Consider the following 13653-nt stretch of genomic DNA (forward strand, 5'->3'; position numbering starts at 1 on the left):
ATTCAAATTGTATATAATAAGCAATGAATACATTTTTAATGTCAATTTTTGTCGATAAAAAAGATGTTGGAAACCAAATGATACATATCCCGAGATTTCAAAATGCAGGCTAGCACAACGAATACACCAGCAAGTTGCAGCATAAGGGGTATAAACAAATGGTTAACTGGTCCCTTTTACACCCTATGATGGCCGGATTTGGCATTCCTCTCTAGTGAAAACCCGCCCATGATTGAGCTACACCCATACGGCGGAGGGCCGGAAATGACTAACAGCGCATTACTGATTATTGATGTTCAACAATCTTTCGAACATAAATCTTTTTGGCAGCAGCAAGATTTACCCGCCTTCTCGGCGGCGCTGAATCAATTAATTACCGGCTGTAAACTGCGAGGAGTGGCACTGGTCGATGTTTTTCATGTCGCCCCAGAAGGGCCTTTCTCACTGGCTTCAGGCTATGTTAAACCAATGTCGCTGGTTTCCCATCAGGCAGATGTTACCGTACAAAAGCGGGTACATAACGCGCTGACTGATTCAGGTCTGGATCAGTGGCTAAAGGAAAGGCAGATAGATCATCTAATTATTGCCGGTATGCGTACTGAACAATGCTGTGAAACCACCGCCCGTGTGGCATCGGATTTAGGTTATCAAGTGACCTTCGTGACTGAAGCTACGCTAACCTTCCCAATGACGCAGCCAAATGGTGTGGTATTGAGTAGCGAAGAATTAAAGCTGCGCACAGAAACCGTGTTAGTCGATCGGTTTGCCACCATCCGTACCGTTGCGGAAACACTGGGTGCTCTGGATACTCGGCCGTCAGAGGTGGTTGCAGAAAAAACAGTAAACTGGCAGCCACAGCCTTATTTGCCACGAGATATCACCCCTGCTGGCGTTAAATATCTTAAGCAGTGGCAGTTGAAGCGCTATGTTATTCGTTACTCGCAGGCCCAAGGTGACACACCATATTACGCCCCCGCTTATCAGTTAGTTGGGCAGTGGTTACCAGAAGAAGCAGAAACGGTGAACCGCCCAGGCATTGGTTTTGTGATTGAGCATCAGGGGAAAACACTGAATTACCTGATTGTCGGATGGTGGGACAATGAGAATGAATTGCGCGTGAAAGTCTGGGTACAAGAGCAGGGAGTGTGGCGTGCGGCACGGGATGAATCGTTCTGTGTATGGGATTTGCAGGTTATGGCCTTTGAACGCGATGCTTTTGTTGCTACTTTGCTACAGCACACCCCGGATATTCCGGCTTATCTGAACCGTTATCTGACGGTAACTGTGGATTAACCATGCAACGAAATGTCTATTTCCTATTGCTTCCCGGCGTGCTGTCGCTGGATTTAACTGGCCCGGCCGAAACCTTACGGCTGGCAGGGTCATTTAATCTCTTCTATATCAGTCCATTGCCGCAAGTGACGGCTTCCACCGACATGGTGCTCGGCCAGTTACAACCACTACCTGACAGCTTGCCGGAGGGCAGTTTACTGGTCGTGCCTGGGGTGAGCGACTCACGCCACTACTTTGCAACCGAAACGGCCGCAGTGGCCCGTCACTGGTTACAACAGCAAAAAATAGCCATTACACAGCAAAAAACAATCTTGGTTTGTGTCTGCTCCGGTGCATTACTGGCGGCACAAGCGGGGCTACTGGACGGCTACCAATGCACCACTCATCACAATGTACTTGAGCGATTACGTCAGCAGGCACCCGCCGCACAAACCAAAGAAAACCGTATCTTTGTTGAAGACCGTGGCGTGTATACCAGCGCCGGAATTACGGCGGGTATTGATCTCTCTTTGCATCTGATTAGCCGCTATTGCAGCCCACAAACTGCATTAGAAGTCGCACGGGAAATGGTGGTTTATTTTCGACGGTCTGGCGATGACCCGCAGCTTTCCCCCTGGTTACGTTACCGCAATCACCTGCATCCCGCCGTACACCGTGCGCAGGATGTGATGTCGGCAGAACCGGAAGCCGAATGGTCACTGCTTCAGGTCGCGCAGAAAGCACATGTCAGTAGCCGCCATTTAACACGGTTATTCCGCGAACATGTCGGGATCAGTGTGCGTGAATTTCACGAACAATTGCGAGTCGCAGTGGCCGAAGTTCGCCTGCAAGAAGGGTTTAATCTGGAGAAAGCCGCACTGGCTGCCGGGTTCTCCTCCGGCCGCCAGCTTCGGCGCGCACAACAGCGTGGGCAGGTCGTGGTTAACTGACCAGACGCCGCCGGTCAATGCGCTGTAATCCCATGGATAGCAAAGTGCTCAGGGCGAGAGCCAGTGCGAAAACATAGAAAATATCCAGTATCGGATAACCCGTAAAATCGTAATGATGGGTGCGAATAAAGTGAATAATGAGCGCGTGGAAGCCGTAAATCGCCAATGAATGCCCGGCGAGCCAGCTTAGCCAGCCAATTTGCTGGTTCATGCAGTTTTTAAACCACACCAGCAGTGATACCGCCGCAACGAACACCAGCGGGCCACAATACATATAGAAAGTATCCGCAAAACTGCCATTAATCCGCGTCTGCTTTTCAGTTGAGATGGCAATAAATATTACGCTGGTGATAAATAGCAATGCCGCCCCCCAACTGATCACCCTGCCTTTGGTTTCCAACATACCAATTGCCCGCCCCAACAGCGCGTACAGCAAGTAATAGAAAGTATCACCGTAGATATAGAGGTTGATTGGCAATAAATGGAAACCGCCAATCGAATACTTGCTGGCTTGGGGATTGGCTAGCACTGCCAGCAGTAAAATCACCACCGCCAGATAGCGGCCTGACACCGGTTTGACATTAATCAGTGGTGATACCAGATAAACCACGATAATGGCGTAGAAAAACCACAGATGATAAAACACCGGTTTTTGCAGGATATTCTGTAGTGAGGCCCAACCGTTGATCGGCGTCAGGATCGAAATATAAATCAGGGCAATCACACTGTAGAACAGCAGGCATAGCCCGATTCGGGTGAAGTGCTTTTGCTGTGCACTTTTTTCACCAAAAAACAGATAACCAGAGATCATAAAGAACAGGGGCACGCAGGCACGAGAAGCAGAATTGAGCAGATTGGCAATATCCCAGTTAGCCTCACCCACCTGAGCACCACTGGTGACGTAATAGGTTGTGGCATGGATCATGACCACCATAATGCAGGCCACCGCCCGCAAATTATCAATCCAGCCAATCTTATTGGTCATGCATACTCTCTATCACCTGTCAGCATACTAAAAGCGTTGATCTATTTACGGCATCAATAATCAGGTTGCAAACAATAACGTAAATTCGATTTATACCCAAAGTAAATGAAACGGCATCAAGGATAAGATTCATTAATCCCAATGAGCTTACACAAGGTAAGTGATTCGGGTGAATGAACGCCGCTAACAATGCTGTAGCGTCTAGGACGAAGGGTATTACCCAAAGTCATTGGCGTTACAGCGAGGCAGCAAGCGAATGAACCCCGATGAGCTTACACAAGGTAAGTGATTCGGGTGAATGAGCGCCGCTAACAATGCTGTAGCATCTAGGACGAAGGGTATTACCCAAAGTCATTGGCGTTACAGCGAGGCAGCAAGCGAATGAACCCCGATGAGCTTACACAAGGTAAGTGATTCGGGTGAATGAGCGCCGCTAACAATGCTGTAGCGTCTAGGACGAAGGTATTACCCAAAGTCATTGGCGTTACAGCGAGGCAGCAAGCGAATGAACCCCGATGAGCTTACACAAGGTAAGTGATTCGGGTGAATGAACGCCGCTAACAATGCTGTAGCGTCTAGGACGAAGGGTAATTGTTGCTATAACGTTATATTGACGGCAAAATAACCGACCTGACGCGCTTTGAATGCACACCCTGCCTGAGCCGTATCCTTTTTTACGTTTATTATTAATAGCTTAATTTATGCAAACTTCATTTTCACCCGCGACACGTTTAGGTCGACGGGCGCTTTTATTCCCTCTTTGTTTAGTATTGTTCGAATTTGCCGCTTATATCGCTAACGATATGATCCAGCCAGGTATGCTCGCCGTAGTGGCTGATTTTAATGCCAGTATTGAGTGGGTTCCGACCTCTATGACTGCCTATCTGGCTGGCGGGATGTTCTTGCAATGGTTGCTTGGGCCGTTGTCAGACCGCCGTGGACGCCGCCCGGTAATGTTGTTCGGTGTCGCATTCTTTGTGGTGACATGCCTTGCCATCTTGCTGGTCAATAGTATCGAACAGTTCATCGCCATGCGCTTCCTGCAAGGGATCGGCTTATGCTTTATTGGTGCCGTCGGTTACGCCACTATTCAGGAATCATTTGAAGAAGCGGTTTGTATTAAAATTACCGCGTTAATGGCCAATGTCGCCTTGATTGCCCCATTACTCGGCCCTCTGGCGGGGGCCGCCTTGATTCATGTCGCTCCGTGGCAGGCAATGTTTGTGCTGTTTGCCGTGCTGGGGGCCATTTCATTTGTGGGCTTATGGCGCGCCATGCCGGAAACCGCCGCTCTGAAAGGGGAGAAACTGTCAGTGGCAGCGATGTGGCATGACTATAAGCTGGTGCTCGCCAACCGCCGTTTCATGTGTGGTTCCCTGGCGTTAGGCTTTGCCAGCCTGCCATTGCTGGCGTGGATTGCGCAATCACCCGTCATTTTGATCAGCGGTGAGCAGCTATCCACTGTTGAATATGGTGTTTTGCAGGTGCCAATTTTCGGCGCACTGATTATTGGTAATCTGACACTGGCGAGATTGAGCGGCAAAACCAGTATTCCACGTCTTATCCGCTACGGTGCCGGTCCGATGATTATTGGCTTGCTGATTGCCGCAGGCTCAACGCTCTATTCATCCCATGCTTATCTGTGGATGACGGCAGGACTGAGCCTGTATGCCTTTGGTATTGGCTTGGCTAATGCCGGTTTGGTGCGGTTGACACTGTTCGCCAGTGATATCAGTAAAGGTACGGTATCTGCCGCCATGGGGATGATCAGTATGATGGTCTTCACCTTCGGCATTGAGTTTGCCAAAGTCGCTTACTTGTGGGGCAACAGCGGTATCTTTAACCTGTTCAATCTGATCAGTGGCTTGCTGTGGCTGGGCTTGGTGATGATATTTATTCGCCGTCAGCCGGAGGCGGTTACTGCGGAGTAGTTTATTAAGCGCTGGGGGAATAGACCCTCCAGCGAATTTATAGCCTAAAATCAGTGTGTAATTGCGCCCAATGATTTCGTAATACTTGCTTATGAGCCTCATTCATGGGCAAAGAGGCCAACATTTCAGGCCATGTTTGACGCGCAATAATAATCGCATCGTCTAAATGGGCCTTAATAGCCGGGTAAGGTGCACTTATCCGCTCACACCATTTTTTGAACGTAGCAAAATTAGCGACATACCAGCGTTTTTCTTTTGCCATTCTTAAGGCAAGCTCAGTCTCGTCTTCCATATAAACTTTAGTACAAACAATATCATAGGCTGGCGAAAGTCTTGCGTGCCGGCCATCAGAATAAATGACAGTCCAGTTTTTCAGATGTGCATCACCATTAGCCAACATAATATTAGCCAGTAACCGACGCGCCATCTGTTGTAGGTCCGCTAAACCACCAGCATTGTTATATAAAACAGCCGCTATTTGCTCGTAATTCTTATCTTCGTATTTTTTGCTGGGATATAGGTTAAAAACCTGTGCGAAATCTTCGGTATGTATCCGCGCCCGCCCTTGCACGGTACGATCAAAACGACGGATAAGATAAACATGTTCACCGGGTGGTAATTGAATATCGGGCAAATTCTCGATTTTATCTAATGAGACTAAATCAATGTCGGGTATATCCACACCAATAGCTTGAGCTAATCGCATCACAGAATATTCATTCTCAGGGACATTTTTATGCACAGTTGAAGGTGTTTTAACAATCCAGTTATCCTCACCCACTGCGGAGGTTATTAGGAACCGCCCATCCTGGTGACTAGATGAGAATTTCATCTGTACGCCAGCCAACGAAAACTTATCAGCAATGTTATTCGTATCTATTTGTATTGATTCTATTTTATCATGTGCGGAAAGCGCCCATATGGGGATCTCTCCCTTCATCAATGGGCGGGTTATCAATGCACCAGCGAGATTACCGCCAGCTCGCGCCAACAACGGAAATTCATTATCCTCATGAGTTTTTAATTGCCCAACCATCATCTGCCGCAACGCCCCTTCAGGTAATAAGTTCGACAGTACCGGAGGTAGCTTTTGTTTATTAATCTGCGTCCTTTGCAGGTAACCGTGATCAATCTGCTGAGTTAAGGTAAAGGTCGGTCGCTGTGTATCCGGCATCGCGATATAATCAGGATCGAACGATAGAGCATTCCGACCGCCGGTATAGTGCACCACAACACCCACACGGATTTCCCCCAGATAAAGCGCCAGCCCTTCGACACTCTCAAGCTGTTGCGACATCGGCTAGTCCTCCAGATCTTTATATTTCTGTGTCCAGGGATCATCATTGAGCGTGATATCTTCCTTATTGACCACGCGTTCTGTCCCCATAGTCAAACGTATATCCTGCGCCTGTTCCCGGGTGAGCAGCAGCATTTCCAGATCGAAACCGGCCAATATCCGCAGAAAAGTAGAAAGGTGAATATCCCCCCCTTTCTCAAACTTGGAAACTTGCTGTTGCGTCATGCCATTGATAAGACGCATATCAGACTGTGTAAATTGTTTCTGTTGGCGAATTTCTTTTATCTGCTCGGCCACATCTAACAGCGATTTCATATCATCCCCCAGTTACATGTCTTTTGATGTATCTATAGCCTAGCACATCTTAAACAATGTATTTTATGGATTAAACATCGGATATGATGTAAAAAATCAAACTACACCTTATGAGATGTAATTTGACCACTTCACATCACTTTAGATGTATTTTAACCGAATTACACATTAGGAGGTGTATTAAGAAATAGCCCACTGTCACGCAACAAATGGTCGTTACCTCGGCGGCGAGTAAACCCACTGCGGTCAAAGAATTCAAGGATTTGAATCGCCAGTTTGCGGCCAACACCCAGTCTATCGCGGAAATCTGAGGCACAGGCGCTGCCCTGGCTGGCATCCAGCTCACGTACCAAATCAGCGAATTGCTCAATACGCTGGCTGCGATAGTAGCGATCAGGAACAATTGCTGTGATATAGCCCAGTTGTGCCGCTTTGCGCAATAGTGTGCGCATCTCACTTTCTTCAATCTGCATCGGTGCCGCCAAATCGCGCACCCACCAAGGGTCATCGGCAAAATAGGATGCGACCTGCTGCCACTGAACCTGCTCCTCGGCAGTAAATGCCAGGCCATGAGCTGGCAGATGTAGCCAGCCACGGGTATTCTTTAGCGCCCCTTCAGCCAGCAGATCATCAATCAAACGGAATACCAGCCCTTCATCCAGCGTTGGCAACGCCATACGCCGCAACCGCGCCCGCCCTAATCCTAACTGATCACCATGCTGTTGGTGATACAGGCACAGGACATGTAATAAGGTTTGTTGCGCTTGCTGAGCATGAGGGCGCGAGAGTGCAATATCACCGGCGACAACACTATCGGTCTGTGCCAGTAAGTCCGCCATATCGCGTTCAGTTAGCTGGCGCGCCCAACTGAAGTCATCTAAAGAAACCGGCCCTTGAGCCAGATGTAAATCCAGCACTTCACGGTCGGAGGTTGCCTGGGCCAGCGCAGTTAACCAAGATAAATACGCCGGTTGCCGTTTGCCGCGTTTAGGGGCGGTGAGATGAATCACCCGTGCACCGCCCAAGGTCTTCTTCGCCGCAATGTCACGCAAAATAAGACGATCGTTTTCAGCCAGAGATAGCGGATTATCCAACAACAGTTCAGCAAGTATCGGCTGGGGGTTCTCGTCGGTAGGTTGTGGATTGGTCAGCAGCGAAAAACGCCCGGTAATATGGCTGGCGGCATGATGCAAATGTAAAGGTTGCCAATGTTGGATCGGTGTATCAGCATCCACAATGACAAGTACCCGCTCCGTGGCCTGCGGCGGCTGTTGCGTTAATAGCCAGTCACCGCGTTTGATCTGTTGTTTGCTGATATCGCCACTGATATTCAGAGCGATACGCTGGCCAGCTTGCGCCTGTGATGTATTTTGATTTTGGGCATGGATACCACGCACCCGCACCGGACAGTCGCCGCCGGTGAGCCATAAGGTATCACCGAGTTCCACCTGACCTGCCAACGCCGTGCCCGTTACCACCAAGCCAGCCCCTTTCACACTGAATGCGCGATCGATAGCCAGACGAAAGCGCCGCTGTAACCGGCGGTGCTGTGCATTTTGTTGGTGGTATTGCGCCAGATGTTCACGTAATTCGTTAATGCCACGCTCGGTCGCCGCCGCTGTCACGAACAAAGTGACTTGCTCTGCTTGCCAGCCCTGTGCCACCAGCTCTGCCAGCACCTGCTGGCGAGCCTGTTCGATACGTTCATCATCAACCCGATCAGCTTTGGTCAGTGCCACGGTCAACGTGGGGCGACCACTGAGGCGCAAAATCGCCAGATGCTCGCGGGTTTGTGCCATGACACCATCATCACAGGCTACCACCAGCAAAGCATGGTCAATGCCGCCCACGCCCGCCAACATATTGGCTAAAAACTTCTCATGGCCGGGGACATCGATAAACCCCATAACGCTGCCATCGGACTGGGGCCAATAGGCATAACCCAGATCAATGGTCATGCCGCGCTGTTTTTCTTCCGGCAGGCGATCCGCATTCACCCCGGTGATGGCCTGTAAGAGTGTCGTTTTGCCATGATCGACATGGCCTGCTGTTGCAATAATCATCGAGCCAATTCCCTGAGCAACGCCGCCTCATCCTCCAGGCAACGCAAATCGAGCCACAAACGCCCATCAGCCACGCGGCCAATAACCGGCTTAGCCAAACCGCGCCAACGCGCTGTTAGGGCTTCCAGAGCACTTCCGCGCCCCTCTTTTGGTGCGAACGTTACCGCCCAACTGGCCAGACGGTCTACCGGTAGCGAACCGCTACCGATCTGCGACCAGCAAGGTTCTGCCGCCAGCGTGAAATCGGTGCCATAACGAGCGGTTAGGGCACCCAATACCCGTTGTGCACTCTCGGCGATAACCTGTGTTGGGCGGGTGAGTAACCTCATGGTTGGCAGCAACTCAGTCAACCGGTCTGGCTGCTGATAGAGACGCAAGGTGGCGTCCAGTGCGGCCAGCGTCATTTTATCGGCGCGTAGCACCCGCTTAAGTGGGTGCTGCTGTAGCTGCTCAATCCACTGTTTTTTGCCAAGAATAATCCCGGCCTGTGGGCCACCCAGCAGTTTATCGCCCGAAAAAGTAACTAAATCGATACCCGCTGCAATCAATTGCTGTGGCATTGGTTCTGCTGGCAGACCATAACGGGTCATATCCACCAACGAACCGCTGCCCAGATCGGTGGCGGTCGGGATGGAGAATTCATGGCCTAATGTTGCGAGTTGCGCTTCGGCAACCGAGGCGGTGAAACCTTCAATACTGTAATTGCTGGTATGCACTTTCATCAGCAGGCCAGTGTGTTCATTTATGGCTTGGCGGTAATCTTTAAGGTGCGTGCGATTAGTGGTACCGACTTCGACCAATTCACACCCCGCCTGTCGCATCACATCCGGGATACGAAAAGCACCACCAATCTCCACCAGCTCACCGCGAGAAACCACTACCTGTTTCCCCGCCGCCATTACCGTCAGCATGAGAAACACCGCAGCAGCATTGTTATTCACGATACAAGCATCTTCCGCACCGGTCAGCTCGCACAGCAAATCGGCGATAGCCCGGTCACGATGGCCACGCCCGGCACCACTCAGAGAGTATTCCAGTGTTACCGCGCCACGCATCGCATCATTCACCGCAGCAATAGCTGATTCAGCCAATGGGGCACGGCCCAAGTTGGTATGCAATACGGTACCGGAAAGGTTAAAGACGGGTTTTAACGCGGATTGGCGGCTATGTAAACGCTGCTTTAATGCTGTTGGCCAGTCACTGCACCAATCAGCCAGTGAATGAAATTGGCGGATATATTCACGAGCCTCAACCTGCATTTGACGCAAAATACCGGTCAATAAAACAGGGCCATATTCAGCCACTAAAGGGGCAACATCTGGCTCGCGTAGCAGGCGATCTATTGCGGGTAACTGACTGTATAACTGATGGGGTTCTACGCTCATACTCACTCAGGTAATAAGGTCGAAAGAGCGCCATAATAATGGTACGGCGCTCGGTCTGAGTAATTAGTGTAGCGCGATAGAATCAACCACGCCATTCACTAACGTTTGGTGTTGCTTGGTTTTTTCAGCGGCAGAGACCATCTGAATAAATACCACTTTCTTATCTAACACAGTAAAGATTGTAGTCGCTACCATCGGCGAATTTTGTATTTTTTGCTTGGTATCAAACAGGCGGAACTTATGGCCATCAACGGTGATGTCTTTTTGTCCGGTTTGTTTAATATTCTGGTACTGAGCACTGAACCCCTGCAATAACCCTTTGTTTAACGCATCAAGGGACAAATCACTGGTATCAAGCAATTCGACGCCCGGCGGGTTAGTCACCGCAGTGACGGCCATTTGTTTACCGGCAGCATCAATCAATAACAACGTTTGATTTTGCTCATTGTTCACGTCACCCGCCAATTTAGTTTGGTCAACAAATGATGTTGGTAATACAAAGGTAACCTTACCATCAAATAGACTAACCTGCTGCTGGTCAGCGGAAAGTTTAGCGGCTGGCGTGGTTGCTGCTGGCGGAGTTACTGCGGGTGTAGAGGCTACCGGAGCGGGCGCGGGTGTTGTAGCAGGGGTCGATGCAGGGGCGGCATTGTTGGTGCTTTCCTTGCTCTCCTTACTGTTATCACACGCGGCCAGACCACCTACCAACACCATCACTACCGTCAGTTTTGCGACTATCTTCAACATACAATAAATATCCTTATTTAAGTTAGCGTATCGCTCGGATGATGGAGTAGCGCCTGCCGATAAAACCAACAGTAGTTACAATGGTCATCACATGTGAGCGCGACCATTGTATAATAACCATACAAACTATACTTCTATTTTGTGGCCCGGAAACCTATTCCCCTGGAAACAAGAATGGATTGATACTGCTGCGGGCGAATCCTTCACCTTCCATTTTGGCATCAAGGATAAGCGAGGCCAGATCATCAGCGACCGCTTCAACTTGTGGGTCTTTTTCCTGATAGAGAATTTTCAGGTAAGTGCCGCAATCACCACAACTTTCCGCTTTTACTGCCGCCAGTTCACTGTCCAGTGACCAGTAATTCAAATCACGGGTCTGTTCGCAGTTACTGCATTTGATTCGGACCACATGCCACTCGCTTTCACACAAGTTGCAGTGCAGATAACGTAAACCGTTTTGCGTACCGATATGCACCACGCTGGAGACCGGAATACTGCCGCAGACTGGGCAGAACTGGCGATGTTCACCATATTCAGCTCGCGCCTTACCGGGGATCTGGCTGGCCATCTGCGCCCAATACAATGATAAAGCCGCCCAGATGAATGGCGCTTTTTCACTGCCGATTTGGGCAAACTCGCGGTTTAACAGCGCATCAGCATACAGTTCCAGCTCATGTACCGACGCCTTATCCAGATTATCCAATACTGCCACAATATGATCAGGGGCATCAGGGCGTAGTTCAGCAATCAGTGCTGACAGGAGCTTGCGCCAATGTTCAGTGCGAGGAAAAACACTCAGATCCAGAGGCGGTTTACCGCTGGCAGCGGATTGCTCCAACTCAGCCTGCATATCCAACACCAGCGGATGGTCATGCAGCGCTTTTTGCTGCGCTTGGGTAATTTTAGCCGCAAAATCCAGATAATCGGACAACGGGTTATCCAGCGCAAGTTGCTGTAAACGTTCAGTCCGCCGGGTATACAGGCTTTTTAAATTCGCGAAAAGTAACGGCGGGATATTCCCCGCCGTGGTGCCTTTTTCGCTTTGTTTTCCTAGTTGATCTTTAGGGACAATGCGAATACTCATCAGGGTTTCTCTTCCTGTTTTTTCTGACGCTGACTTTTGGCGTTAACCTCACGGTACCAGCGCGGATGGTGCTTTTTCGCCCACGCCGCCGGTACCCAGCCTTCTACCATCGCGGTAATGGTGCCCTTCACCCACAGGGCAGCATAAACGTGCACCATAATCACGATAATTAACCCGACCGCCGCCAGCGAATGCACCAGCAGTGCCAGGCGAATCAGCGGGATCGGGAAGGAAGGCGCAAAGTAAGGCCGCCAGATAACAACACCACTGGCCAACAACAACACCAGACTGATAATAGCAGCCCAGAATACGCACTTCTGACCGAAATTATAGCGTCCCGTGTCGCCGACTTCCTCATTCATGGCGATTTTATGGATATTTTTAGCCCATTCCAGGTCTTCCTTATTGATCAGGTTATGTTTCCAGTAACGGAAAAACATGATCAGGAAGGCGGCGAACATAATCACCCCGGCAAAGGGGTGAAGGATGCGTGCCAACTGCGGCGTACCAAAAATATTCATCAGCCAGTTAAATGACGGGAAGAAGAACCCCAAACCACTGATAGCGGCCAGTATAAAGCAGAAGGCCACTATCCAGTGGTTGATGCGCTCCGGCGCGCTGTAGCGCTGGATGCGTTTTTCTTTTTTCATTTGGGCGTCTCCCCGTCGTCTGAGTGCTCAGCGGTGGTCTGCTCCGGTGGCGGCAATGACGTGTCAGCAGGTGTTGAATCCGGCTTATCGTCTTCGTCCTCCTCTTCTTCAACCCGGTTCGGGCCGACACCCACATAATGGAAGATACTGGCCGCAAAGGTTGCAGCGAAGCCCACCGCTGCCAGTGGTTTCCAGATCCCCTTCCAGAAGGTGACTGTCGGACTGATGGTCGGGTTCTCCGGCAGACCATGATAGAGCTGCGGTTTATCCGCATGATGCAGTACATACATCACATGGGTGCCCCCCACGCCAGCGGGGTCATATAACCCTGCGTTATCAAAGCCACGAGTTTTCAACTCAGCAACCCGGCCCGCAGCGACTTCTTTCATCGACTCTTTGGTGCCAAAGTGAATCGCTCCGGTCGGGCAGGTTTTCACACAGGCAGGTTCCTGGCCAACACCAACGCGATCGACGCACAGGGTACATTTATACACCCGGTTGTCATCTTTGTTCATGCGCGGCACATCGAACGGGCAACCGGCAATGCAGTAACCACAGCCGATACAGTGTTCTGACTGGAAATCGACGATACCATTGGCATACTGAATGATTGCCCCTTCCGACGGACATGCCTTCAGGCAGCCGGGGTCAGCACAATGCATGCAGCCATCCTTACGGATCAGCCACTCCAGCTTGCCGCTCTCTTCGTTTTCAACTTCAGAAAAACGCATCACCGTCCATGATTTGGCGGTCAGATCTGCGGGGTTATCGTACACCCCGACGTTATGACCGACTTCATCACGGATATCATTCCACTCCGAACACGCCACCTGACAGGCTTTACAACCGATACAGGTGGTGACGTCGATAAGCTTGGCCACCTCTTGCTGGTAGTTACGATCCTGTGGCGGCGGCGTAAGGGAGTTGGTGCCGGAGCGCCGGATAATGTCTTGGGTTTGCAGTGACATAGGTTC

12 protein-coding genes are annotated in these 13653 nt (G+C 50.3%); 3 read left to right on the forward strand and 9 right to left on the reverse strand.

Annotated elements, in window-relative coordinates; translation table 11 throughout:
* The first annotated feature begins 264 nt into the window (after nucleotides 1-264).
* Nucleotides 265-1293 carry an isochorismatase family protein gene (locus V1952_RS06595; RefSeq protein WP_372560236.1) on the forward strand — a complete coding sequence of 343 codons (1029 nt, stop codon included), beginning with the start codon at nucleotides 265-267 and terminating at the stop codon, nucleotides 1291-1293.
* A 2-nt stretch (nucleotides 1294-1295) separates the two neighbouring features.
* A complete protein-coding gene (locus V1952_RS06600) occupies nucleotides 1296-2222 on the forward strand; it encodes a GlxA family transcriptional regulator (RefSeq protein ID WP_372560235.1) in 927 nt (308 codons plus the stop codon).
* Here the strand turns inward: V1952_RS06600 and V1952_RS06605 are convergent.
* Nucleotides 2215-3207 carry an acyltransferase gene (locus tag V1952_RS06605; protein WP_372560234.1) on the reverse strand — a complete coding sequence of 331 codons (993 nt, stop codon included), beginning with the start codon at nucleotides 3205-3207 and terminating at the stop codon, nucleotides 2215-2217. The genes V1952_RS06600 and V1952_RS06605 overlap by 8 nt on opposite strands.
* Before the next feature lie 701 nt (nucleotides 3208-3908).
* Here V1952_RS06605 and V1952_RS06610 point away from each other — a divergent pair.
* Complete coding sequence (locus tag V1952_RS06610) at nucleotides 3909-5138, forward strand: MFS transporter (RefSeq protein ID WP_372560233.1); 1230 nt, start codon at nucleotides 3909-3911, stop codon at nucleotides 5136-5138.
* A 37-nt stretch (nucleotides 5139-5175) separates the two neighbouring features.
* On the opposite strand, the gene V1952_RS06615 is transcribed toward V1952_RS06610, so the two are convergent.
* The 8 genes from V1952_RS06615 to fdxH all read right to left on the reverse strand — a co-directional run bounded on the left by V1952_RS06615 (nucleotide 5176) and on the right by fdxH (nucleotide 13647).
* Nucleotides 5176-6435, reverse strand: a complete 1260-nt coding sequence (locus tag V1952_RS06615; protein WP_420074489.1) for a type II toxin-antitoxin system HipA family toxin — start codon at nucleotides 6433-6435, stop codon at nucleotides 5176-5178.
* A gap of 3 nt (nucleotides 6436-6438) precedes the next feature.
* Nucleotides 6439-6750 (reverse strand): helix-turn-helix domain-containing protein, encoded by a 312-nt coding sequence (locus tag V1952_RS06620; protein WP_042547398.1) that lies wholly within the window; start codon nucleotides 6748-6750, stop codon nucleotides 6439-6441.
* Between the two features lie 161 nt (nucleotides 6751-6911).
* Nucleotides 6912-8813, reverse strand: a complete 1902-nt coding sequence (gene selB / locus V1952_RS06625) for a selenocysteine-specific translation elongation factor (protein ID WP_420074490.1) — start codon at nucleotides 8811-8813, stop codon at nucleotides 6912-6914.
* Nucleotides 8810-10198 (reverse strand): L-seryl-tRNA(Sec) selenium transferase, encoded by a 1389-nt coding sequence (selA, locus tag V1952_RS06630; RefSeq protein WP_420074491.1) that lies wholly within the window; start codon nucleotides 10196-10198, stop codon nucleotides 8810-8812. The genes selB and selA overlap by 4 nt, the downstream gene beginning before the upstream one ends.
* Before the next feature lie 63 nt (nucleotides 10199-10261).
* Nucleotides 10262-10945, reverse strand: coding sequence for a hypothetical protein (locus tag V1952_RS06635; RefSeq protein WP_372560229.1), 684 nt, complete (start codon nucleotides 10943-10945; stop codon nucleotides 10262-10264).
* A gap of 154 nt (nucleotides 10946-11099) precedes the next feature.
* Complete coding sequence (gene fdhE / locus V1952_RS06640; RefSeq protein ID WP_083161459.1) at nucleotides 11100-12029, reverse strand: formate dehydrogenase accessory protein FdhE; 930 nt, start codon at nucleotides 12027-12029, stop codon at nucleotides 11100-11102.
* On the reverse strand, nucleotides 12029-12679 hold the full coding sequence (gene fdoI / locus V1952_RS06645) for a formate dehydrogenase cytochrome b556 subunit (RefSeq protein WP_083161461.1): 651 nt from the start codon (nucleotides 12677-12679) through the stop codon (nucleotides 12029-12031). Before fdoI ends, fdhE begins: the two co-directional genes overlap by 1 nt.
* Nucleotides 12676-13647: a formate dehydrogenase subunit beta gene (fdxH, locus tag V1952_RS06650; protein WP_420074492.1), complete on the reverse strand. Its 972-nt coding sequence runs from the start codon at nucleotides 13645-13647 to the stop codon at nucleotides 12676-12678. The genes fdoI and fdxH overlap by 4 nt, the downstream gene beginning before the upstream one ends.
* Nucleotides 13648-13653 lie beyond the last annotated feature (6 nt).

Origin of the sequence: Yersinia sp. 2542 StPb PI (assembly GCF_048593855.1) — a bacterium.
In the GTDB taxonomy this organism is placed as follows: Bacteria; Pseudomonadota; Gammaproteobacteria; order Enterobacterales; family Enterobacteriaceae; genus Yersinia; species Yersinia enterocolitica_E.